The sequence below is a fragment of the Janthinobacterium paucivorans genome (genome assembly GCF_051380805.1).
GTDB classification, from domain to species: domain Bacteria; phylum Pseudomonadota; class Gammaproteobacteria; order Burkholderiales; family Burkholderiaceae_D; genus Janthinobacterium; species Janthinobacterium lividum_D.
In genome coordinates this window covers 110450-134015 of the sequence record NZ_JBNYXR010000011.1, presented here as the reverse complement: position 1 = coordinate 134015, position 23566 = coordinate 110450, and the positions used below count along the sequence as shown (strand labels likewise).

Annotated in this window: 21 protein-coding genes; 15 read left to right on the top strand and 6 right to left on the bottom strand. The window is 62.1% G+C overall.

Going from position 1 to position 23566, the window contains the following annotated elements; translation table 11 throughout:
* Positions 1-79 precede the first annotated feature (79 nt).
* Positions 80-1885 (bottom strand): DUF6600 domain-containing protein, encoded by a 1806-nt coding sequence (locus ACQ4V8_RS14795; protein WP_436571737.1) that lies wholly within the window; start codon positions 1883-1885, stop codon positions 80-82.
* A gap of 115 nt (positions 1886-2000) precedes the next feature.
* Positions 2001-2642, bottom strand: coding sequence for a LysE family transporter (locus tag ACQ4V8_RS14790; protein WP_010393943.1), 642 nt, complete (start codon positions 2640-2642; stop codon positions 2001-2003).
* A 201-nt stretch (positions 2643-2843) separates the two neighbouring features.
* On the opposite strand from ACQ4V8_RS14790, the gene ACQ4V8_RS14785 reads away from it, so the two are divergent.
* The 14 genes from ACQ4V8_RS14785 to ACQ4V8_RS14720 all read left to right on the top strand — a co-directional run bounded on the left by ACQ4V8_RS14785 (position 2844) and on the right by ACQ4V8_RS14720 (position 17047).
* Positions 2844-3791 (top strand): DUF808 domain-containing protein, encoded by a 948-nt coding sequence (locus tag ACQ4V8_RS14785; protein WP_196856508.1) that lies wholly within the window; start codon positions 2844-2846, stop codon positions 3789-3791.
* A gap of 85 nt (positions 3792-3876) precedes the next feature.
* Positions 3877-4308 (top strand): inner membrane protein YiaA, encoded by a 432-nt coding sequence (yiaA, locus tag ACQ4V8_RS14780; RefSeq protein ID WP_010393940.1) that lies wholly within the window; start codon positions 3877-3879, stop codon positions 4306-4308.
* A 93-nt stretch (positions 4309-4401) separates the two neighbouring features.
* On the top strand, positions 4402-4815 hold the full coding sequence (locus ACQ4V8_RS14775) for an EAL domain-containing protein (protein ID WP_436571736.1): 414 nt from the start codon (positions 4402-4404) through the stop codon (positions 4813-4815).
* Positions 4816-5010: 195 nt separating this feature from the next.
* Positions 5011-6672 (top strand): methyl-accepting chemotaxis protein, encoded by a 1662-nt coding sequence (locus tag ACQ4V8_RS14770; RefSeq protein ID WP_436571735.1) that lies wholly within the window; start codon positions 5011-5013, stop codon positions 6670-6672.
* Between the two features lie 25 nt (positions 6673-6697).
* Positions 6698-8146 carry an oxygen-independent coproporphyrinogen III oxidase gene (gene hemN, locus ACQ4V8_RS14765; protein WP_436571734.1) on the top strand — a complete coding sequence of 483 codons (1449 nt, stop codon included), beginning with the start codon at positions 6698-6700 and terminating at the stop codon, positions 8144-8146.
* Positions 8147-8155: 9 nt separating this feature from the next.
* Positions 8156-8926 carry a sulfite exporter TauE/SafE family protein gene (locus ACQ4V8_RS14760; RefSeq protein ID WP_010393930.1) on the top strand — a complete coding sequence of 257 codons (771 nt, stop codon included), beginning with the start codon at positions 8156-8158 and terminating at the stop codon, positions 8924-8926.
* A 22-nt stretch (positions 8927-8948) separates the two neighbouring features.
* Positions 8949-11390 (top strand): heavy metal translocating P-type ATPase, encoded by a 2442-nt coding sequence (locus tag ACQ4V8_RS14755; protein ID WP_436571733.1) that lies wholly within the window; start codon positions 8949-8951, stop codon positions 11388-11390.
* Between the two features lie 3 nt (positions 11391-11393).
* Positions 11394-11573 carry a cbb3-type cytochrome oxidase assembly protein CcoS gene (ccoS, locus tag ACQ4V8_RS14750; protein WP_070345975.1) on the top strand — a complete coding sequence of 60 codons (180 nt, stop codon included), beginning with the start codon at positions 11394-11396 and terminating at the stop codon, positions 11571-11573.
* A 232-nt stretch (positions 11574-11805) separates the two neighbouring features.
* Entirely contained in the window at positions 11806-13233 is a 1428-nt protein-coding gene (gene ccoN, locus ACQ4V8_RS14745) for a cytochrome-c oxidase, cbb3-type subunit I (RefSeq protein WP_010393924.1), read from the top strand.
* A gap of 15 nt (positions 13234-13248) precedes the next feature.
* The gene (gene ccoO / locus ACQ4V8_RS14740) at positions 13249-13863 is read left to right on the top strand and encodes a cytochrome-c oxidase, cbb3-type subunit II (RefSeq protein WP_010393921.1); all 615 of its coding nucleotides are present in this window, start codon (positions 13249-13251) and stop codon (positions 13861-13863) included.
* Position 13864: 1 nt separating this feature from the next.
* Positions 13865-14077 carry a cbb3-type cytochrome oxidase subunit 3 gene (locus ACQ4V8_RS14735; protein WP_010393919.1) on the top strand — a complete coding sequence of 71 codons (213 nt, stop codon included), beginning with the start codon at positions 13865-13867 and terminating at the stop codon, positions 14075-14077.
* Complete coding sequence (gene ccoP, locus ACQ4V8_RS14730) at positions 14070-14990, top strand: cytochrome-c oxidase, cbb3-type subunit III (protein ID WP_010393918.1); 921 nt, start codon at positions 14070-14072, stop codon at positions 14988-14990. The genes ACQ4V8_RS14735 and ccoP overlap by 8 nt, the downstream gene beginning before the upstream one ends.
* Positions 14990-16375 carry a cytochrome c oxidase accessory protein CcoG gene (ccoG, locus tag ACQ4V8_RS14725; RefSeq protein WP_010393915.1) on the top strand — a complete coding sequence of 462 codons (1386 nt, stop codon included), beginning with the start codon at positions 14990-14992 and terminating at the stop codon, positions 16373-16375. Before ccoP ends, ccoG begins: the two co-directional genes overlap by 1 nt.
* Positions 16376-16522: 147 nt before the next feature.
* A complete protein-coding gene (locus ACQ4V8_RS14720; RefSeq protein WP_010393913.1) occupies positions 16523-17047 on the top strand; it encodes a FixH family protein in 525 nt (174 codons plus the stop codon).
* A 125-nt stretch (positions 17048-17172) separates the two neighbouring features.
* Here the strand turns inward: ACQ4V8_RS14720 and fnr are convergent, their stop codons facing one another.
* A complete protein-coding gene (fnr, locus tag ACQ4V8_RS14715) occupies positions 17173-17931 on the bottom strand; it encodes a fumarate/nitrate reduction transcriptional regulator Fnr (protein ID WP_029496094.1) in 759 nt (252 codons plus the stop codon).
* A 239-nt stretch (positions 17932-18170) separates the two neighbouring features.
* On the opposite strand from fnr, the gene ACQ4V8_RS14710 reads away from it, so the two are divergent.
* The gene (locus ACQ4V8_RS14710) at positions 18171-21257 is read left to right on the top strand and encodes a response regulator (RefSeq protein WP_436571732.1); all 3087 of its coding nucleotides are present in this window, start codon (positions 18171-18173) and stop codon (positions 21255-21257) included.
* 99 nt (positions 21258-21356) lie between these two features.
* Here ACQ4V8_RS14710 and ACQ4V8_RS14705 read toward each other — a convergent pair whose 3' ends face one another.
* The 3 genes from ACQ4V8_RS14705 to modB are packed head-to-tail and all read right to left on the bottom strand — an operon-like array spanning position 21357 to position 23555.
* The gene (locus ACQ4V8_RS14705; protein ID WP_010393907.1) at positions 21357-22154 is read right to left on the bottom strand and encodes a TOBE domain-containing protein; all 798 of its coding nucleotides are present in this window, start codon (positions 22152-22154) and stop codon (positions 21357-21359) included.
* 10 nt (positions 22155-22164) lie between these two features.
* Complete coding sequence (locus ACQ4V8_RS14700; protein WP_436571731.1) at positions 22165-22887, bottom strand: sulfate/molybdate ABC transporter ATP-binding protein; 723 nt, start codon at positions 22885-22887, stop codon at positions 22165-22167.
* Entirely contained in the window at positions 22884-23555 is a 672-nt protein-coding gene (gene modB / locus ACQ4V8_RS14695; protein ID WP_070345977.1) for a molybdate ABC transporter permease subunit, read from the bottom strand. Before modB ends, ACQ4V8_RS14700 begins: the two co-directional genes overlap by 4 nt.
* Positions 23556-23566 lie beyond the last annotated feature (11 nt).

Sequence of the window (23566 nt, the reverse complement as noted above, 5' to 3'; positions counted from 1 at the left end):
TTTCCTCGGACATGTGACGAACTGCCGCTTTGTCGGCCTGAACGTCGCTACGGCGCGACAGGCAGTGCGGCAAGTTCTGTCAACGCTCCGCTTCCTGCATCCGGCCATTGCGGCCGGGACCGCCGTGCGCATTGCCCCTGTCATTACTGCGTTCACGTGGCGGTCCGCTGCGTTCGCCACCGCCCGCCTCCTGCACCGGACGCGCGGCGGGGGCCGGCATCGGCATCGGCGGCGGCGCGGGCCGCGGCTGGGCTAGCGGCGGCGGTGCAGGCATGGCCGGCGGTGGCGCTGTCTGCAGCATTTCGCGGCGCCCGCCGCGCTCGGCGCGTTCACCGCGTTCCCAACGGTTGCTGTCGGGACGCGGCTGTGGCCGCTCCTCGCCACGCCATCCGGGGCGACCCACCTGATCTTGCACGGGTGGCAAGACCGGCATCGCCGGCATCATGGGCTGAGCCGGCATGGGTGACTGTTGCGGCTGTTGCGGCTGTTGCGGCTGTTGTGGCTGGGTCGGCACGGGCGGCCGGTTCGGCTGCAGGGGATTCGGCGCCAAGTGCGTCTGGCCATCGTCCGTCTGCAAGCGGCCTGGACGGTTGACCAAGTCGCGCCGCAATCCGTTGTCGCCGCGCGGCGCATCGGCAGGACGCTGCCAGTTGCCCGCCGGCGCAGGCGCCGTGCCCAAGGGCAAACTTTGCATCACGGGTGGCGGCATGCTGGTGCGGTTGTGGCGCGGCACATCGAGCGTGCGTTGCGGGCCAAAACGGTCACCGGGCAACACGCTCACGCCTTCACGGCGTTCGCGTTCACCGGCCACGAAACGGCGCCCCTCGGCGTAGCGGTTGATGCGGCGTTCATAGTCCGCGCTGGCGCGGTAGCCGGGCACATAGCGCTCGTGCGGCGACAGGGGAAACCAGCCCACGTCAGGACGCCGGCCTTGCTGCGGTCCGTGGCCACCGCCGACCCAGCCCACCAGGGCCGGCGCCCAGGGTACGCGACCGCGCTCGCGCCCCGGCGCCCAGCCCCAGCGCTGGCCCAGCAGCACCCAGCGCCCGTAATGCGAGGGCGCGTAACCCCAGGGCGCATTGTCGACCCAGGTCCAGCCCCATGGCGCGATCCAGGTCCAGCGCCCGTCGCTGTATGGCGCCCAGCCAGCCGGCAGCGCGCTGGGCAGCCACATGGGGCCGTATTGCGCATCGTCCTGCCAGGCGCCGTAGCGGTCCAACTCTTCATAGCCGGTGGTATCGTCCGTGACATAGCGCAAGGCCGGCATGGCGGCGGGCAAGGCTTCGGGCCAATTGTCGAAGGCTATCCTGTGCAAGGTGCCCGTGCGCAATTGCTCGTCCGTCAGCTCGGCGCGCTTGCCGGCACGCAAGGTCACGCTACCCGACGCGCCATCCACATCGGCAGCGCCCTCGAGCACGCTGACGACGCTGGTGCCGGGCTGGCGCCCCGCATCGATGCGCAACCAACCGGGCTGAGTGAGGATCACGCGCGCCTGGGCAGTGGTCAGCTCGAAGCCGCGCAGCGCATCGGGATTGCGCACGCGCACGCTGACTGTGCCATAGCTGAGGTGTAATGTGAAATGCTCGTCATCGAGTTCGCCCACCTCCAGCTCGGAATCGCCATCGATGCGCACGGCGGCCGCGCCCACGCGAAATTCCGCCAGCGCGCCGCGCATGGTGCTGAGCCGGTGATCCGTCGTGACAGGCCAGTTCAACAAGGCATTTTGCGCCTCGCCATCGCCGGCGCGCACCAGCACTTGTCCTTCGACAGTGGAAATGCGGCCGACGCGGGCAGGCGGGTCCTGCGCCAAGGCGCCGGCGCAGGCCGACGACAGCAGCATGGCGCACACGGTTTTCAAGACGGGGAGAGACAGGATAGGACGCATGGTAGCGCTCCAGGCAGGACTTACAAAAGGGACATGCTGCGATTACATCCGCATCAGGCGGGCATCGCAAGCGGGCTTACAAATGTTTGCATCTTGGTTTGCATATTGCCTTGGCTCAGGATGCCGCCTGGCTACCCCGCTTGACGAAAAACAAGGCGGCGCCGACGGCCATCAGCAAGCCGCCAAAGAAGCGGTTCTGCTTTTTAACGGCGCTGGCATCGCGGAAAAAACGCTGCATCGACGCGGCCAGGAAGGCGTAGCTATGCATGACGATCAGGTCGATCGTGCACATGGTGACGGCCAGGATCAGCAGTTGCGGCAACAGCGGCGCCGTGGGGCTAATGAATTGCGGCAAGACCGCTACCATGAAGATAATGCCTTTCGGATTCGTCACGTTGGTCAGAAAACCCGTCAGTACACGATGGCGCATCGAAGGCACCACAGCATCGGCATGCAGCTCGCCCGTGACAGCCACCCGGGCGCGCCACTGCGACAGACCCAGGTAAATCAGGTACAGCGCGCCCACCGTCTTGACGATGTTGAAGGCCACTTCGGAGGCCAGCAGCAGAGAACCGACGCCGGCGCCGGCGATGCCCAGCACCACCAGCAGCCCCAGTTGCAGGCCAAGGATGGTGGCGCTGGCCTTTTTCACCCCGTACGACAAGCCGTGCGACATCGACAGCACGGCGCCCGAGCCGGGCGAGACGGCGATGATCGAGGCGGCGATGACAAAAGTGATCCAGGTGGCGAAGTGCATGCGGTATCCAAAATGCTCAAGAAGGACGATTTTAACCCGGCCCGTGCGGCCCTGCCGGCCCGGCCTGAGTTAAGATCGCAGGCACGCTTTATCTATACCGTCGTTACGCCTTCCCTTACCGTACAACCAAGAATAACATCATGAAAAACAACACTTTCCTCGCTTCAACGCTTCCTTTCACCACTGCGGGAGCGCGCTGAGATGGCCGGCGCCAGCCTGCTGGCCTTGCTCGACGATATCGCCAGCATCCTCGACGACGTTTCCCTGATGACCAAGGTAGCGGCCAAGAAGACTGCCGGCGTACTCGGTGACGACCTGGCCCTGAACGCACAGCAGGTGGCCGGCGTGCGCGCCGAACGCGAGCTGCCCGTCGTCTGGGCCGTCGCCGTCGGTTCGCTGAAGAACAAGGCCATTCTCGTTCCCGCCGCGCTGGCCATCAGCGCGTTTGCGCCATGGGCCATCACGCCGCTGTTGATGCTGGGCGGCGCGTATCTGTGCTTCGAGGGTTTCGAAAAAATCGCCCACAAATACCTGCATCCGGACGACAGCCACCAGGCCGAGCTGGCACAGGCGCTGCGCGACCCGCAAGCCGACCTGGTGGCGCTGGAAAAGGACAAAATCAAGGGTGCCATCCGCACCGACTTCATTTTGTCGGCGGAAATCATCGTCATCGCCCTGGGCACGGTGGCTGCTGCTACCTTCGCCGAGCAGGTCGCCGTCGTCGTCGGCATCGCCATCATCATGACGGTGGGCGTGTATGGCCTGGTGGCTGGCATCGTCAAGCTCGACGACGCGGGCTTTTATCTGGCGGCGCGCAAGGGTAACGGCGTGCTGATGAACGGCGTGCGCGGCTTTGGCAGCATGCTCGTGTCGGCGGCGCCAAAACTGATGAAATTACTCTCCGTAGTCGGTACGCTGGCCATGTTTATGGTGGGCGGCGGCATTTTGACGCACGGCTGGCCGTGGGCCAGCAGCCTGCTGCACCACGCGGAAGAAGCGGTCGGTGCCATGGCCGGTATCGGCCCCGTGCTGGCCGCCATCACGCCTAGCCTGATCAACGCCGTCGCCGGCGTCATCGCCGGCGCCCTGGTGCTGGCCGGCGTCACGGCCGTGTCGGCTTGCTTGCGTAGGCTCAAACCAGGCAAATAAGCTTTCTGGTCTGATGGAGCGGCAGGCGCATCCGTGCCTGCCGCCCCGGCCATGCCGGTGGCGCCTGCCTACCCAAGGAGACCCTATGCAGATTTCTCCCATCCAACGTCCCAGCAACGCCTTTATCGGCGCCTCCTGGGCAGCACTGCTGATCGGCGCCATCACCTACCTGTCCGGCCTGTGGAATGCCAGCATGGCCCTCAATGAAAAGGGCTATTACTTTACGCTCCTCATGTATGGCCTGTTCGCCGCCATCTCGCTGCAAAAATCCGTGCGCGACCGTAGCGAGGGCATCGCCGTGACGGGCCTGTATTTCGGCCTGTGCTGGATTTCCGTGCTACTGGCCTTGCTGCTGCTCACGCTCGGCTTGTGGAACGCCAGCCTGCAAAACAGCGAAAAGGGCTTTTATGCCATGGCATTCCTGCTCAGCCTATTTTCTGCCGTGGCCGTGCAAAAAAATGTGCGCGATGTGGCCCGCGCCTCGGCCGCCACGCCAGCTGACGCGCCGGGAACTTAAATTCCAGCGGTGCGTCTATCCCTCTATCCATAGCGGGAGCGGACGATGAACGACCAGCAGAAACATTGACAAATGGCGCTGGAAGCGGCGCACATGGCGATATGCGATACACGCATCGTCGCTGGCCAGGCCATCGACGGCACGGTCATCTGGTCGGCCAGGACGGGCGGCCCTGCTGGGCCTGGAGGAGCGCGCCCTGACACAGTCCTTCGCCGCTTCTCGCTCGACCACTTTGGCAGCGGTTTTTCCTCGTTCGACTACCTGAAAGCGCTGCCCGTCGATGACCTGAAAATCGACGCTATCTTCGTGCGCGGCATTGCCGGCAATGCCATCAACCGCGCCATGCTCAAGGCCATCCATGAAGTAAGCCACATGATGGGCTTGAAAACGGTGGCCCAATACGTGGAAAACACGGCAACCCTGGCCCTCATCCGCGAACTGGGCATCGACTACGCACAAGGCTACGCCGTGGGCAGCCCACGGCCGCTGGCGGCCGGCGTCAATTAGTCGCCACTGGCAAGCAGTAACTTTAAAACAATGCCGCCTTGCCATCGCTAAATGCGTGCGAGCCCGACCAATCTGGAGGATTTTGATCTACATCAATAAATTTGCGCAGGCGACTCCTTACACTGATCTCCGTTCTTGCAATCGTGCAAGTCTTACTCACCAATTTGCTCTTTAACTGATCAGGAAGCCGCGACCATGCGCCAAAATTTGCCATTGACTAACCGTGAAGTCCTCGTCATGGACGATCAGGCCATCGTGTCGAAAACGGATATGAACGGCAATATCGTGTATGTGAATCCCTACTTCAGCCAGGTCAGTGGCTACACCGAGGCAGAGCTGATCGGTTCACCGCAAAATATCCTGCGTCATCCAGACATGCCGGCCGAAGCGTTTGCCGACATGTGGGCTTCGATACAGGCCGGTACGCCGTGGACGGGCCTGGTCAAGAACCGCTGCAAGAACGGCGATTTTTACTGGGTGCGCGCCAACGTCACACCGATCCGCGAAGCGGGCAAGACCATCGGCTATATGTCAGTACGCGTGAAAGCCGACAAGGATCAAGTCCAGGCGACGGAGCAAGCCTATGCGGCCATCCGCAACAAGGAAGGCGGCAAGATTGTCATCAAGAATGGGCTGATCGTGCGCCCGGGCCTGGCGCACTTACTGCACAAGCTGACGCATATGTCGCTCAACCTGCGCATCTGGGCCGCCACATCCATCGTTAACTGTTTGCAACTACTGGTGTGCATCATCAGCCTGTTCGCCAGCGGCGGCAAGATCACCAATTACGCCATCTTCGGCGCCACCCTGTTCGGCTTCCTGATCAACGTTTTCCTCTGGTACACCTTGCGCACGTCCGTACTCAAGCCGCTGGGCAAGGCCCTGGACGGCGCGCGGGCGATTGCGGCCGGCGACCTGTCGGGCAGTTTTGAAACGGACAGCACTGATGAAGTAGGGCAATTGCTGCGCGCGCTGCAACAGATGAACAGCAACCTGATCGCCACCATCCGCGACGTGCGCATCAACGTGGAAACCATGGCCGTGGCCACCAAACAAATCGCCGCCGGCAATATGGACCTCTCGGGCCGCACCGAATCGCAGGCGGCCAGCCTGGAAGAAACTGCCTCGAGCATCGAGGAATTCTCGTCGACGGTAAAACAGAACGCGGACAACTCGGTGCAGGCCAACGAACTGGCCGTGGCGGCCTCGAAAGTGGCCGTGCAGGGTGGCGAAATCGTTGCCGATGTGATCACCACCATGGACGATATCAACACCTCGTCGAAGAAAATCGTTGACATTATCGGCCTGATCGAAGGCATCGCCTTCCAGACCAATATCCTGGCCTTGAACGCGGCCGTGGAAGCGGCCCGCGCCGGCGAGCAGGGCCGGGGCTTCGCGGTGGTGGCGGGCGAGGTGCGCAACCTGGCGCAACGCTCGTCCGTGGCGGCCAAGGACATCAAACAGCTGATTGAAATTTCCGTCGGCAAGGTGGGCGCCGGCATGCTGCAGGTGAACCGCGCCGGTGAGACCATGGAACAGGTGGTGAGTTCCGTCAAGCAAGTCACGGCCATCATGCAAGAAATTTCCGTCGCCTCGCGCGAACAGAGCATCGGGGTCGACCAGGTCAATCAGGCCATCGCCCACATGGACCAGGTGACGCAGCAGAACGCGGCCCTGGTGGAAGAAGCAGCAGCAGCAGCGACGCGCCTGGCGGAAGAAGCAGCCAGCCTGTCGCAAGCCGTGAGCCTGTTCAATTTCGGCAAGATGGCGCCACCGCGCCGCGTCGCCATTGCCGGCCGCAAGGGAGGTGCCGCGAACGCCGGCAAACCCGCCGCGCCGAAACGCCTGGCCGCCTAAAACCTTACAAGACTTTACACACATCATGCCTACATTACTCAGCAGTGCTTCCGCCGACCTAGACGCCGTCGTCGAATTCGATCCGGTCATCATCAGCAAGATGAGCCAGTCCGGCCCGCGCTACACATCGTATCCGACCGCCGACCGTTTCAATGCCGACTTCGGCTACGGCAACTTCCTCGAAGCGCTGGCCGCACTGCGCATGCGCGGCGGCCGGCGTCCACTGTCACTCTACGTGCACGTGCCATTTTGCGACACCCTGTGCTACTACTGCGCCTGCAACAAAATCGTCACCAAAGACCGCAGCAAGGCCGCCACCTACCTCAGCTATCTGAAACAGGAAATCGCCATGCAGGGCAAGCTGTTTGCCGGTATGAACCAGATCGAGCAGTTGCATTTCGGCGGCGGCACGCCGACCTACCTGAGCGAAAAGCAGATGGACGACCTGATGCTGCATTTGCGCCAGCATTTCGAGTTCGCTGCCGATGAAGACGGCGAGTATTCGATCGAAATCGATCCGCGCACGGTGTCGCGCGAACGCGTGTTTTCGCTGCGCGCGCAAGGTTTCAACCGCATCAGCCTGGGCGTGCAGGATTTCGACGCCGACGTGCAGAAGGCCGTTAACCGCATCCAGCCGGAAGCGGAAACGGTGGCCATCATGCAAGCGGCGCGCGACGCCGGTTTCCGCTCGATCAGCATCGACCTGATCTACGGATTGCCCAAGCAGAACCTGGAAACGATGACGGAAACCCTGCGCAAAGTCATTTCCGCCAGCCCGGACCGTATCGCTCTGTATCACTACGCGCACATGCCGCACCTGTTCAAGCCGCAGCGCCGCATCCTCGACGCCGACATGCCCGACAGCGCCAGCAAGCTGGCCATGCTGGGCCTATGCATCGCTCGCCTGACCGCCGCCGGCTATGTCTACATTGGCATGGACCATTTCGCCAAGCCAACGGACGACTTGGCCGTAGCGCAGCACCAGGGCCGTTTGCACCGCAACTTCCAAGGCTACTCGACGCGCGCGGAAGCCGACCTGATCGCCTGTGGCGTGTCGGCCATCAGCTCCGTCGGCGCCGTCTATAGCCAGAATGAGAAAACGCTGGACGCGTATTACGAAAAACTCGACGAAGGCGTGCTGCCGATCGCGCGCGGCATCAAGCTCGATACCGATGACTTATTGCGCCGTATTATCATCCAAATGCTGATGTGCAACTTCGAATTGTCGATCGCCACCATCGAGCAAGCGCACCCCGTAAAGTTCCGCAACTATTTCGCCGCCGAGCTGGAAAAGCTGCGCGAACTGGCGCGCGACGGCTTGCTCGTCATCGAGGAAGACTGGCTGACAGTGACGCCGAAAGGGCGCTTGCTGATCCGCAATATCTGCATGGTCTTCGACCGCTACCTGACGCAGGCCCGCGCCAACGCGGCGCCGGACGCGGTGCAGCCGCTGCGCTACTCGAAAACGGTATAACGCCGCCCGATGAACGCCCTTAGCCTCGTGCCCATGTTCATGCTCGGCCTGGCCGGCAGCGTGCACTGCATCGGCATGTGCGGCGGCATCGTCGGCGCCCTGTCGCTGGGCGGTGGTGCAACTCCCGCGCCCAGCCGTCCCGTGATCGCCATCGCCGTGGCGCGGCCCGCATTGCAGACAACCGTGCAATCGAATGTGCTGCGCGTGCTGGCCTACAACGGCGGGCGTATCGCCAGCTACATGCTAGCCGGTGCCATGGCCGGTAGCCTGGCCGGCGCGGGCATGCTGCGCATGGCGTCACTACAGGTGGCCGGCTACTGGCTGGCCAACCTGATGCTCGTCGCCCTGGGCCTATACCTGATGGATGTCTGGCGCGGCCTGGCCCATCTGGAAGCGGCCGGCAATGTCGTCTGGCGCCGCGTGCGCCCCCTGCTGCATCCGTTGATGCCGATGGATACGCCGTTCAAGGCGCTGGCCGTGGGCGGCCTGTGGGGCTGGGTGCCATGTGGCATGGTCTACAGCGCCCTGCTGACGGCCATGATGCAAGGTTCGGCCCTCGCTGGCGCGGCCAGCATGGCCGCGTTCGGCCTGGGCACCCTGCCCACCCTGCTGGGCATGGGCTTGCTGGGCACGCGTTTGCGCACGCAAATGCAGCGCCGTCCCGTGCGCATCGCCAGCGGCTTGCTGGTACTGGGCTTTGGCCTGCTGGGCCTGCTGCGCGCCGCGAATGGCGTGTCACTGGGCTGGCTCGACGCCCTCTGCGTCACCGGCCATCCATGAAAAGACGCATGAAAACAAACCTATGAATGCTGTTTTAAAACCCTGCGCCTGCTTCCATTGCGGCTTGCCCGTCCCCGCTGCAAGCAAATGGCAGGTCACTATCGACGACGTGCCACGCGCCATGTGCTGCCCCGGCTGCGAAGCAGTGGCGCAAACCATCGTCGACATCGGCCAGAGCGCGTATTACCGCGACCGCGATGAATACGCCGTCAACGCAGCCGATGCGACCATGGTGCCGCCCGAATTGCGCCTGTACAGCAATGACGATGCACAATTTGCGCGCGACGCCAGCAGCTGCGAAGCGACCCTGTCCGTCGAAGGCATACGCTGCGCGGCCTGCGTCTGGCTGATCGAACGCCAGCTGACGCGCCTGCCCGGCGTGCAGGCGGCCAGCCTGAACGTCGCCACCGAGCGCCTGTACGTGCGCTGGAGTCGCGCGCAATGCGAGCCGGGCGATATCCTGCAAGCCGTGCGGCAAGTCGGCTACACGGCGTATCCCTACGACGCCGTGCGCCATGGCGAGCGCCTGCAAAAAGCCAGCAAGACGCTGGGCCGCCAGCTCTTCGTGGCGGGCCTGTCGATGATGCAGGTGATGATGTACGTGGCGCCCGCCTACCTGGCCGCCGAGGACGGCACACTGGACGATAGTATGGCCAGCCTGATGCGCTGGGCCAGCCTGCTGCTCACCTTGCCGGCCATCTGCTATTCGGCCATGCCGTTTTTCCAGGGCGCCTGGGCCAGCCTGCGCGCGCGCACCCTGGGCATGGATGTGCCCGTGGCGCTGGGCATCCTGGCGGCCTTCTTCGGCAGCGTGGTGGCGACCTTTACAGACCGCGGCGAGGTATATTACGACTCGGCCACGATGTTCATTTTCCTGCTGCTGTGCAGCCGCTATTTCGAGCTGCAGGCGCGCCGCAAGGCTGCCTCGGCGCTGGAGCGGCTGCAACATGCCTTGCCTGCCTCTGCCTCGCTGATGGCGGGCTTTCCAGAGCACCGCGCCACCACCCTGGTGCCGGCCGGCACGCTGGACGTGGGCGATATCATCCTCGTGAAACCGGGCGAGGCGGTCGCCGCCGACAGCGTCATCATCGAAGGCACGAGCGCGCTCGATTTATCGCTGCTGACGGGCGAGAGCGCGGCGCAACGCAAAACAACGGGAGAACAGGTGCCGGGCGGGGCGATTAACGCCAGCGCCGCGCTGATCGTGCGCGTGCTCAAACCCGCGCGCGAAAGCACCCTGTCGGATTTATTGAAACTGATCGAGCGGGCCGGCAGCGGCAAGCCGCAGATCGCGCAATGGGCCGATAAAGTGGCCGCCTGGTTCGTGCTGGGCCTATTGCTGTTTGCCATCGCCGTGTTCGCCTTCTGGAGCTGGCACGATGCGTCGCGGGCCTGGCCCGTGGCCATCGCCGTGCTGGTCGTTTCGTGCCCGTGTGCCTTATCCCTGGCAACGCCGACGGCGCTGGCAGCTGCCACCGACAGCCTGCTGCGGCGCGGCGTGCTGATCGTCCAGCCGCATGTGCTGGAAACCCTGCACCGCGCTACCCACATCGTCTTCGACAAGACGGGAACATTGACCCTGGGCCGACCCGTGCTGCAGCAAATCGAAAGCCTGGGCAGCATGCCGCAGGACGCTTGCCTGCAAGTGGCCGCCGCGCTGGAAGCGGGCAGCGCCCATCCGCTGGCACAGGCGATCCTGGCAGCCGCCGAAGGATTGCCAGGACAGCAGGCGCGCGCGCATGCGCAACAATTGCAGGAAGTGCAGGGCCAAGGTCTCGAAGGCGTGCTCAATGGCGTACGCTACCGTCTCGGCAATGCGGCCTTTGTGGCCGCCATCGCCGGGCCGCCACTAGGCGACACAGCCGTCGGCATGCACGGCATGACACCGCTGTACCTGGGCACGCAGGAGCAGTGGCTCACGCGCTTCTTGCTCAGCGATGCGCTGCGCCCGGAAGCGCGCGAAGTGGTCGACTATTTCCAGCAGCGCGGCAAGCAAGTCGTGCTGCTGAGCGGCGACCAGGAAGCGCTGACGCAAAGCGTGGCGGCGCAGCTTGGCATCGCCACGGCTTGCGGCGAATGCCTGCCCGATGAAAAGCTCGATTTCGTGCAGCAACTGCAGGCGACCGGTGCCGTGGTGGCAATGGTCGGCGACGGCATCAACGACGCCGCCGTGCTGAGCGCAGCCGATGTCTCCTTTGCCATGGGTTCCGGTGCCGCTCTGGCGCAGGCGCATGCGGACACGGTGCTGCTGTCGTCGCAGCTGCGCTGCGTACTCGACACGGCGCAAACGGCGGCGCGCAGCATGCGCATCATTCGCGAAAACCTGGGCTGGGCCACCCTGTACAATCTGACGGCCATCCCGGCCGCCGCGCTGGGTTTCCTGAACCCCTGGCTGTCCGGCGTCGGCATGGCTGCCAGCTCGGCGGTCGTCATCGCCAACGCCCTGCGCCTGCGGAAAGCCTGAACCATGGAAGCACTCTACCTGCTCATTCCCTTAAGCGTCGTGGTCGTCTTCATCGCGCTGTGGGTGTATTTCACCGCCTCCGATAGCGGCCAGTTCGACGATCTCGTCGGACCGGGCTTGCGCGTGCTGCAAGACGACGATACGCCGGTCAGGCCGCCGGCGCCCGGCGAACCGCATCCCTGACCGCCTCAGCCCGGCTGGCGTCCTGCACGCCATGGCCGGCGCGTCTGCCCCGCATCGAGCCCCGCTTGCAGCCATCTTGCATGGCTTTTTTGAGCGAAATATCACTTTATTTCGATGTCAGTTAACTACGCTTGTTTCATCCGGGGAATTTTGATCCACATCAAAGTTTTTTCGCGGTCAAACACTTACTCTCTGCCCACCATTATAAATAGTAATTCCAGGGAGAGTCTTTGTGGATCAATCGCTGAACTATAACTACAAGATCGTGAAGCAATTCGCGGTCGCTACTGTGGTATGGGGCATCATCGGCATGCTGGTTGGCGTTATCATCGCCGCTCAGTTGGCCTGGCCTGCCCTGAACCTCGACATACCGTGGCTAACATACGGACGTTTGCGTCCGCTGCACACGAATGCGGTGATTTTCGCCTTCGGCATCTGCGGCCTGTTCGCCACCTCGTACTACGTCGTACAACGCACCTGCCAGGTGCGTCTGTTTTCCGACAAACTGGCTGCCTTCACGTTCTGGGGCTGGCAAGCGGTGATCCTGTGCGCCGTCGTCACCCTGCCCATGGGCCTGACGCGCGGCAAGGAATACGCCGAGCTGGAGTGGCCCATTTCCATCCTGATCGCCGTCGTCTGGATCGCCTACGCCATCGTGTTCTTTGGTACCTTGATCAAGCGCAAGGTCAAGCACATCTACGTGGCCAACTGGTTCTTCGGTGCCTACATCCTGGCCGTGACGATTTTGCACGTGGTCAATGGCGCCGTCATGCCAGCGTCGTTTACGAAGTCATATTCCGCCTATGCGGGCGTGCAGGACGCCATGATACAGTGGTGGTACGGCCATAACGCGGTGGGTTTCATCCTGACCGCCGGCTACCTGGGCATGGTCTACTACTTCATTCCAAAACAGGCCGAGCGCCCCGTGTACTCGTACCGCCTGTCCATCGTCCACTTCTGGGCGCTGATCTTCACCTACATGTGGGCCGGCCCGCATCACCTGCACTACACGGCATTGCCTGACTGGACGCAATCGATCGGCATGGTCTTCTCGCTGGTCCTGCTGGCACCAAGCTGGGGCGGCATGATCAACGGCATCATGACCCTGTCGGGCGCCTGGCACAAGCTGCGCACCGATCCGATCCTGAAATTCATGATCGTCTCGCTGTCGTTCTACGGCATCGCCACCTTCGAAGGTCCGATGATGTCGATCAAGACCATCAACTCGCTGTCGCACTATACCGACTGGACCGTTGCCCACGTGCATGGAGGTGCCCTGGGTTGGGTGGGCTTCATCACCATGGGTTCGATCTACTATCTGCTGCCACGCCTGGCGGGCCGCACGCAGATGTATAGCACGCGCCTGGTCGACGTGCATTTCTGGGTGGCTACCATCGGCATCGTGCTGTACATCGCGGCAATGTGGATCGCCGGCGTGATGCAGGGCCTGATGTGGCGTGCGGTCAATCCGGACGGCACCCTGACCTACACCTTTGTCGAGAGCGTGAAAGCAACGTATCCGTACTATGTGGTGCGCGTGGGCGGTGGCCTGCTGTACCTGTCGGGTATGTGCATCATGGGCTACAACACCTGGATGACCTTGCGCGGCAGCAAACTCCCCGTCGCCCGCATTCCAGAACTGAACGCGGCGCACGCCTGATAGGAGCGAAAGCAAATGAAATTTTCACATGCATGGATTGAGAAAAACCCCTGGCTGCTGATCGCCCTAGTCACGCTAGTGATCAGCGTCGGCGGCGCCGTCGAGATCGTTCCCCTGTTCTTCCAGAAGAGCACGACGGAACCGATCGCCGGCCTGAAGCCGTACTCGCCGCTACGCCTGGCGGGCCGCGACATTTACGTGCGCGAAGGCTGCTACAACTGCCACTCGCAGATGGTGCGTCCGCTGCGCGCGGAAACGGAACGCTATGGCCATTATTCGGTCGCTGGCGAGTTCGTGTATGACCGTCCGTTCCAGTGGGGTTCCAAGCGCACGGGGCCGGACCTGGCCCGCGTGGGTGCCCGCTACAGCGATGAATGGCACCGCACGCACTTGAACAACCCGCGCGACGTGGTGCCCGAGTCGAACATGCCAGCCTACCCATGGCTGGCGAAGACCAAACTGGTGCCTGACGACATCATGCCGAAGATGCGCGCCCTGAAACGCCTGGGCCAGCCATACAGCGATGAAGAAATCACGGCCGGTCCGGCACAGCTGCAGGACAAGACCGAAGAGGACGCCCTGGTCGCCTATCTGCAAGGCCTCGGTACATTAATTAAAACAAGGAATTAGCATGGCAATCGACAACCTGTTTGACAGCGCCAGCAGCGTCATGACGGTGGTTTCCTTTACGACGTTCGCAGGCATCCTGTGGTGGACTTTCAGCCGCAGCAATAGCGACTTTGACGCGGCGGCGAACCTGCCGTTCGACGACGAAGCGCTCGACTATCCGGCCGCGCCGGTATCTATGCCCGTGCCGGCACAAGGGGAGCGCAACCATGGCTGACTTTACCAATGGCTTCTGGAATATTTACATCATCGTATTGTCCTTGCTGGGCATCATCGGCTGCGGCGTGCTGCTGTACTCGCAGTCGAAGGTCAAAGTGGCTGCCGGTGCCCCTGCCGATGGCACCACGGGCCACGTCTGGGACGAGGACTTGAAGGAACTCAATACGCCGATGCCGCGCTGGTGGATGTGGTTGTTCTACATCACCATCGTCTTCGCCCTGGCATATCTGTTCCTGTATCCGGGCCTGGGCAACTATGCCGGTAGCCTGGGCTGGAAATCGACAGGCCAGTACGAGGAAGAGCTGAAGAAAGCGGAAGCCGACTACGGTCCCCTGTTCAACAAGTACCTGAGCCAGGACTTGAAGACGGTGGCCGCCGATCCGCAGGCGCAAGCCATCGGCCAGCGTTTGTTCCTGACCTACTGCGCGCAATGCCACGGTTCGGATGCACGCGGCAACAAGGGCTTCCCTAACCTGACTGACAAGGATTGGCTGTATGGCGGCGAACCTGACGTCATCAAGACGACCATCATGCACGGCCGCAATGGGCAGATGCCACCGATGGGTGCCGCCCTGGGCTCCGAAAAGGATGTCGAGAACGTGGCCCATTATGTGCTGAGCCTGTCCGGTTCGACCTCGGACCCGGTAAAGTCGGTATTGGGCAAGGCCAAGTTCGGCGCCTGCATGGCTTGCCATGGTGCCGATGCGAAGGGCAACCAGATGCTGGGTTCGCCTAACCTGACGGACAAGATCTGGCTGTACGGCGGCAGCGCCGATACCATCATGGAAACCATCCGCAAGGGGCGCAATAACGCCATGCCGGCCTTCAACGATTTCCTTGGGGAATCGAAAGTGCACGTACTGTCGGCGTACGTCTGGAGCCTGTCGAATCCACAGACACCCGTGAAATAATGTCAGACCCTCAAGTCATCAAGATGTATGCGGCCCGCGAGCAAATCTACCCTCGCGAGGCCAAAGGACGCTACGCTACCTGGCGCTGGGTATGTGTCTGGCTTACCCAGCTGGCGTTCTACGGCTTGCCATGGTTGACCTGGAGTGGCAGGCAAGCCCTGCTGTTCGATTTGACCACGCGCAAGTTCTACATTTTTGGCGTCGTGCTGTGGCCCCAGGATTTCATCTATCTGGCGGCCCTGCTGATCATCTGTGCGTATTCCTTGTTCCTTGTCACAGCCCTCGCCGGGCGGGTATGGTGCGGCTTCTCTTGCCCGCAAACGGTCTACACGGAAATCTTCTTGTGGGTCGAACGCAAAATCGAGGGCACGCGCAGCGCGCGCATGGCCCTCGACAAGCAAGGCCCCTCCGTGCGCAAGGTTGTCAAGAAGACGGCCAAGCACTTGGTGTGGGGCGCCATCGCCCTGTGGACGGGCTTTACTTTTGTCGGCTATTTCACGCCGATCAAGGAACTGGCGCACGAGGTGATCACCCTCGATTTCGGTCCCTGGGAATGGTTCTGGGTCTTGTTCTACAGCCTGGCAACCTACGGCAACGCGGGCTGGCTGCGCGAGCAGGTGTGCAAATACATGTGCCCCTACGCGCGCTTCCAGAGCGCCATGTTCGACCAGGATACCCTGATCATCACCTACGATGCCAAACGCGGCGAACCGCGTGGTGCCATGAGCAAGAAGGCCGGCAACAACGACAAGCTGGGCGACTGCATCGACTGCACCCTGTGCGTGCAAGTGTGTCCGACCGGCATCGATATTCGCAACGGCCTGCAGTATGAATGCATCGGCTGCGCCGCCTGCGTCGATGCCTGCAACAGCGTGATGGATAAGGTCGACCGGCCGCGCGGACTGGTACGCTACAGTACCGACCATGCGATGGAAAACAACTTCAGTTCGCAGCAAATCCGCCAGCGCGCCACGCGCCCGCGCGTACTGATCTACACCGCCATCCTGGGGCTGATCATCATCGCCGTGTGTACCTCACTGGCCCTGCGCACCCCCCTGAAAATGGACGTCATCCGCGACCGCGGTTCGATGGGTCGCGAAGTGGAAGACGGCATGGTCGAGAACGTTTACCGCTTGCAAATCATGAATACCTCGGAGCAAACTCAGCATTTTAAAATCAGCGTTTCCGGCTTGCCGGGCCTGACCTTGCTGACGCGCGAAGAGGTGACGTTACAGCCGACGGAAACGCTGGGCTGGCCCATCCGCCTGCGCGTGCCGCACGGTGTCGGCGAGAAGGGCTCGAACAAGATTGCCATCGAATTGCACTCGCTGGACAACCCAGCGTTGCATGTGCGTGAAGGCGCGGTATTCATCGTGCCGCGCTAAGGTTGATGTTGGGGTCAGATCCCTCGGGTCTGACCCCGGCATTTCGCCGTTGGGCCAGCATCAAACATGCGTTAGCTTTACTTTATTTTCAACCCAGAAGCAAAAGCTGGGGTCAGGCCCAAAGGGCCTGCCCTCAAGGAGAACAAAATGTCCGACAGCCTCAAGCTGCAAGCACCCGTTGCACCATGGTACAAGCATCGCTGGCCTTGGCTGCTGATGATAGGTCCCGGCCTGTCCATGGTCGTTGGCAGCTGCATGGCGTATATCGCGTTTACGCAGCCCGATGCGCTGGTGGTGGGCGATTATTACAAGCAAGGTAAGGCCATCAACCAGGACTTGCGACGCGATACGGTCGCCAGCAAGCTGGCGATGGCTACCAGCCTGTCCTATGACGTGGCGTCGGCGCGTCTCAGTGGTTCCGTGCGCAGCGTCGGCAAGGCTTACCAGGGTCCGTTGCAGCTGCACCTGGCGCATGCGACCCTGCCGGAAAAAGATATCAAGCTACTGGTGCAGCCCGATGCGGCCGGCAACTTCTCAGTAGCGCTACCGATGCTAGAGCGCAGCCGCTGGCAAGTGCTGGTGGAAAACGACAAACGCGAGTGGCGCCTGTCCGGCATCTGGACCTGGCCACTGCAGCGCAGCATCGCGCTGCAGGCGGATGCAGAGCTATAACGTACAGCGCCGGGAAAAAACCGTAGCGAGCGGCAGTGATTTGTGGCTAAGAGCGCAGCTGTGCTAGAGCACAGCGAGCATCGCAGGCCGCAAAGCGCGACGCGCAGCAGGTTTTGACGGTGCTATTATTTGCAGACGTCCGTGCCGGCCGTAATGGCCTTCAATATTGCCGGCTGCAAGATCTCGATCTCGCGGTTGGAAACGCGCAGCCAGCCTTCCTTCTTAAACTTCGACAATAAGCGGCTGACGCTCTCGATGGTCAACCCCAGGTAGTTACCAATTTCCTCGCGCGACATGCGCAGCTGAAATTTGCTGGCCGAATAGCCGCGCGCTTCATAACGCGAAGCCAGGTTGACGATAAAGGCGGCAAAACGCTGGGTCGCCTGCATATTGCCCAGTAACAGCATGACACTTTGCTCGCGCGTGATTTCCTGACTCATCATGCGATGGAAATGGCGCAGCAAGGTTGGCATATTACCCAGCAATTGTTCCAGGCTGGAAAATGGAATTTCACACACTTCACTATCTTCCAGCGCCACCGCATTACAGTGGTGGCGGTCGGCGCTGATGGCATCCATGCCCAGCAGTTCGCCGGCCATCTGAAAACCCGTCACTTGCTCTTCGCCGCCAGGATTGATCTGGTACGTCTTGAAATGCCCCAGACGAATCGCGTACAAGTTCTGGAACGAATCGCCGATGCGAAACAGCGAGGCACCACGCACAATCTTGCGACGACGGCCGATGATCTGGTCTAGCCTGTCCATGTCGCCCACATCGAGACCCATCGGCAGGCACAATTGATGCATGCTGCAAGTCGAACATCGCGCACGCAATGCTTCCACGTTCACTGCGGGCAAGGTGAGAGTGAGGAGCGCTTCAGTCATGTCGGTACCTTTTAGAAAATGCAATGACAAGTTTACTGCATACAGAGTTGCCGTGTGCCAATTTCAGCGTAATTTCGGTGAATAAACGACGTCCATCCTTTAATTATATGGCAACATCGTCAAAAGCCCATACGGGGAGGGCAATTTACTCAGCGCCGCTTGCAAAGTTAATGTATTGATAGGAGAATTCTTGAAGGCGTTATCTGCCGTCTGTGCCGCCCGGTACTCAAAAGGACATCATGAAGCCTCTCGGCATTAAAGCAAAAGTCGCCCTGGCCACCAGCCTGACCTCGATCGCCATGATCGCGCTGGTCACCATGATCCAGGTGCAGCACATGCGCGACGACTTCAGCCAAGTACTGCTGGGCCAGCAATACTCGCTGATCACGCGTACCGCTGCCGAGCTCGACGACAAGCTGGGCATGCTGCTGCAGATTGTCACCCTGACGGCCAGGCAGCAGCCGCCGGAATTGATCGCACAGCCCGCCCAATTGCGCCAATACTATACGCGGCGCTCGATGCTAGTCCTGTTCGACGATGTACTGGTGCTCGACGCGCAAGGCGCCATCGTGGCCGACATGCCGCTCGTCAAGGGGCGTGCAGGCATCAACGTCACCGAGCGCGAGTATTTCCAGACCGTCCTGCGCACGCGCCTACCCATGATCACCGAGCCAATGCTGAGCAAGTCGAGCGGCATGCCCATCGTGCAAATGGTCGCACCCGTCATGGCCGCCGATGGCCAGGTGGCCGGCATGGTGGTCGGCGTGCTGCGTTTGTACAAGGACAACCTGCTGGGGCGCCTGCGCTCGGAAAAAATCGGCAAGAACGGCTATTACTCGATTCTCACGCGCGGCGCCGTGCCGCGCTACGTGCTGCACCCCGACCCCAGCCGTTTGCTGCAGCCGCGCCAGCCGGACACCAATCTGGCGACCACCGCGCTGCTGAAACAAGATGGCGAAGGCAGCATGATCAGCACCGACAGCCGCGGCATCACGGCCGTCAACAGCTTCAAGCGCCTGAAATCGGTGAACTGGCTGCTGGCTACCTCGCTGCCCGTCGATGATGCCTTCGAGCCGTTCGATGGTGTGCTGTACCGGCTGGTGCTGTGGGGTATCCTCGCTTCGCTGCTGGCCGCTTTTGTTCTGGGCTGGCTTACCGTGCGCCTGCTGTCGCCGCTGGTACGCCTGCGCGACACCCTGCAAGCGCTGCGCACTAGCGGTAGTCGTTTCAGCCCGGTACCGGTGCGGCAGCGCGACGAGATCGGCGAACTGACGGAAGCGTTCAACGACCTAATGAGCGAACGCGATCGCCTGCAGCAAGAGCTCGAAGCACGCGCGGAGGAGTTGGAACAGGAGCGCGACCGGGCCGAGGCGGCCAACCGCGCAAAGAGCGACTTCGTAGCCAATATGAGTCATGAAATCCGCACACCCCTCAATGCCGTGCTGGGCATGGTGTACCTGCTGGGAAATACCAAGCTCGACACGGAACAGCGCAAGTATTTGACCATGGTGCGCGTGGCGGGCCAATCACTGCTGGGCATCCTCAACGACGTGCTCGATTATTCGAAGATCGAAGCGCGTCGCATGGAATTGTCGCCCGTCGAGTTCGACCTCGATGAAGTCATGAATTCCCTGGCCACGACGATGACCATGAATGCGGGTAAAAAGGAGCTGGAACTGGCCATCGCCGTCGAGCCCGACGTGCCGCGGTGCCTGGTAGGCGACGCCCAGCGCCTGCTACAAATCCTCGTCAACCTCGCTGGCAACGCCATCAAGTTTACCGAGAACGGCGAAGTGGTGGTGGCCGTCAGCAAAGCCGAAAGCGGGAAAGGGCGCGCCTGGCTGCGCTTCGAAGTGCGCGACACGGGCATCGGCATGACGGAACTGCAGCAACAGCAGCTGTTTGCCGCGTTTTCACAGGGTGACCAGAGCATCACGCGGCGCTTCGGCGGCACGGGCCTGGGCCTGGCCATCAGCAAGCAGCTGATCCACATGATGGGCGGCGACATCGCCGTCGCCAGCAGCGAAGGCAAGGGCAGCCGCTTCTCTTTCAGCGTGCCATTCGAGATGCTGGCGCAAGCAGCCGAAACGCGGCGCACGCCAGCCTTGGGCCAGCTGCGCCTGCTGGTAGCCGACGATAACCGCACCGCGCGCGAACTGATCGTCAAGCTGATCGAAGCGTGGGGCTGGCAAGCCGACGAAGTCGATTCCGGCTTTGCCGCCATCGAACTGTACCGCGAACGCCTGGCACAGCAGCAGCCCTACGATGTGGTGCTGGCCGACTGGCACATGCCCGTGATGGATGGCCTGGCTACGGCCAAGGCCATCCGCCAGGCGGCCGGCGGCCAGCGCCAGCCCATCGTAGTGATGGTCAACGCCTTCGCCCGCAACCATCTGGAAGCGATCTCCAGCGCGGCCGAGGCCGATGTCGTGCTGATGAAGCCGATCACAGGATCGAGCCTGTTCGATGCCCTGCACCAGGCGTTGATCGCCAAGAACGACGGCGACGTGCAGCGCATCCTGCACCAGCCGCTCGGCACGCAACTGACCGGCGTGCATTTATTGCTGGTGGAAGACAACCATTTGAACCAGGCGGTGGCACGCGGCATCCTCGAACACATGGGCGCCACCCTGGACGTGGTGGGCGACGGCTTGCAAGCGGTGGAACGGCTGCGCACCGAAGCGCTGCGCTACGACATCGTGCTGATGGACATGCAAATGCCCGTCATGGACGGTTTTAGCGCCACCCACATCATCCGCACGGAACTACGCTTGAACTTGCCCGTGATCGCCATGACGGCAGGCGTGCTGGCGTCCGAGCGCGCGCGCTGCATGACAGCCGGCATCAGCGATTTCATCGCCAAACCCGTGGTGGTGGAAGAGATGATGGAAGTCATCCTGCGCCATCTGCATAAGCACCCGCCCATACAGACAGCCGAGCAGACAGCCGAGCCGGTAGCCGTTGCCGATGAGGAAGTATTTTCCATGGCACCGCTAATGCGCGTGATGGGACGCGATGCGAAAGGGCGCGGCGTGCTGCGGCGCATGGTGGAAGACGCATTGAGCAAGGGCATGAAGCCCGTGCGCGACGCCGAAACAGCGTTGCAGGCTGGCCACCACAGCGACGTGGCGCGCATACTGCACAGCGTACGCGGCTCCGTTGGCACCCTCGGCACGAAGCGCCTGATAAGCGCCGCGTTTGCTACCGAGGAAGCCATCGACGCGGGCCGCGTGGACGAGGTGCCGGCGCTGCTGGCGCACACGGCGCAGGAACTGGAGCAGGCGCTGGCGGCAGCGTCCGCTTGGTTGTCCAGGCTGAACGATTAAAAGAGTAGGTCGGATTAGCGCATGCGCGTAATCCGACATGATACGCCAACAATATTGTCGGATTACGCGGCGTGCCGCCGCTAATCCGACCTACGCAATTTACGCCGGCACACCCAAAATCACGCTCGATGCTTTGAACAGCGCCGTCACGCTGCTGCCGAGGGCGATGCCCAGCTCGGTGCAGCTCTGCTGCGTGATAATGGCCGCCAGCGTGCCGCCGCGCGGCAAGTCCAGTACCACCTCCGTGTTGACGGCGCCCGTCTGCACCCGCGTGACTATGCCGCTCAGCTGGTTGCGCGCCGAATAGCGCGCCCCTGCGCCCTCAAGCACGAGGATAATCGACGAAGCCTTGATCAGCGCAAACGCTTCCGCGCCCGGCACCAGGCCCAGGCTCTCGCTGCTGCCCTGCGTGACGACGGCAACGATATGCTGGCCTCCCGGCAATTCCAGGGTCACTTCATCGTTGACGGCGCCTCGTTTTAGTTCGGCAACTTTGCCCAGGAATTGATTGCGTGCCGTGGTTTTCATGGCCATTCTGCGTATGAGTAAAAGATCGTCGGCCATGCCTTCCGCCTGGCTGCCCAGTTGGCGCAGGTAGCGCGCATGCTCACGCTCGATGATGCGGAAATTGTCGACCAGCTGACGCCCGCGTGGCGTCAGCCGCGTGCCGCCGCCGCCCTTGCCGCCAGTCAAACGCTCGACCAGTGGCTCGCCAGCCAGATTGTTCATCGCGTCGATGGCGTCCCAGGCCGCCTTGTAACTCATCTTGACGAGTTTGGCCGCCTGCGTGATAGAGCCACACTCGGCGATGGCACCCAGCAATGCCACGCGGCCGGCGCCGCCCAGGTGCTCGCCGCCCACCGTCATCCATACGGAGCCTTGCAGGCCGATTTCCATTGCCGCCGATTTATCCAATGTGTTCACCCCGTGCCCTATTTTCTTCCATGCTGTCAATTTTTCCGTCACGCATGTACAACACATGCTCCCCCAAGATGCGCGCATCTTCCGGATCATGTGAGATCAGGATCATGGGCACGTCCAGGCGCTGCTGCCACTGGCTCAGTTCCAGACGCATTTTGACGCGCAGGGCCGGATCGAGGGCGGCGAACGGTTCGTCGAGCAGCAGCGCGTCTGGTTCAGCCACCAGTGCCCTCGCCAGCGCCACTCTTTGGCGCTGACCACCGGACAACTGATCGGGGAACTGCTGCGCCAGTTCCTGCAAATCAAACGCAGCCAGCCAATGCTCGACCTGGTCCAGTTTTGCGCGCGCGCGCGGGTTGAACCAGCCCCGGCTCAGGCCAAAGCCCACATTCTGGCGCACCGTCAGGTGCGGGAACAGCGCGTAATCCTGGAACAGGTAAGCCACGTTGCGCTGCTGCGGCGGCAGATTGATGCCGGCGGCGGAATCGAACAGCGTACGCCCATTTAAGCGGATATGGCCCACCTCTGGCGTGAACAGTCCGGCAATGGCTTTCAGGGTCATGCTCTTGCCAGCGCCGGACGGACCATACACGGCGATGCGCTGGCTGCTTGAGGTGCATTGCACCTGCAAGTCAAAGTGGCGTTTGCCGGAGCGCAAGGTGGCGCGAATGTCGAGGTCGAGTTGCATGGGCATCGTCGTCAGCGTCATTTGTGCGCGATGCGCCCGGACGCCAGGCGGCCAGCCGACAGCAGCACCACGATACACACGCCAGAGATAATCAGCACCAGGGTGTTGGCCACGTCGTCCTGGCCCGCCTGTACGGCTTCATACACGGCGACCGACAGGGTTTGCGTCTTGCCGGGGATGCTGCCGGCCACCATCAGGGTGGCGCCAAACTCGCCCAGCGCGCGCACAAAACCGAGCAACACGCCAGCTAAGATACCGCGCCAGGCCAGCGGCAAGGTGACGCGAAAAAAGACGGCGATTTCAGAAATGCCCAGCACGCGGGCCGCCTGCTCCAGCTGGCCATCGACCGCCTCGAAGGCGGCGCGCGCCGGCTTGAAGACGAGGGGAAAAGCCACCACGGTCGAAGCGATCACGGCACCCTGCCAGGTAAAGATGAGGTTGATGCCGAAATTGTCCTGCAGCCAGATGCCCAAGCTGCCGCGCCGGCCCAGCAGCACCAACAGGTAATAGCCGAGCACGGTGGGTGGCATCACCATCGGCAGGGTCAGGACGGCGTCGAGCAATTCACGTCCGGGAAAACGCGTGCGCGCCAGCAGATAGCCGGTACCGATGCCAAGCAACAAATTAAGCGCCGTGGCCCAGGCCGCTACTTTGAGCGACAGGGCCAGCGCGGTCCAGGCGATATCCATGCAGGCGCGTG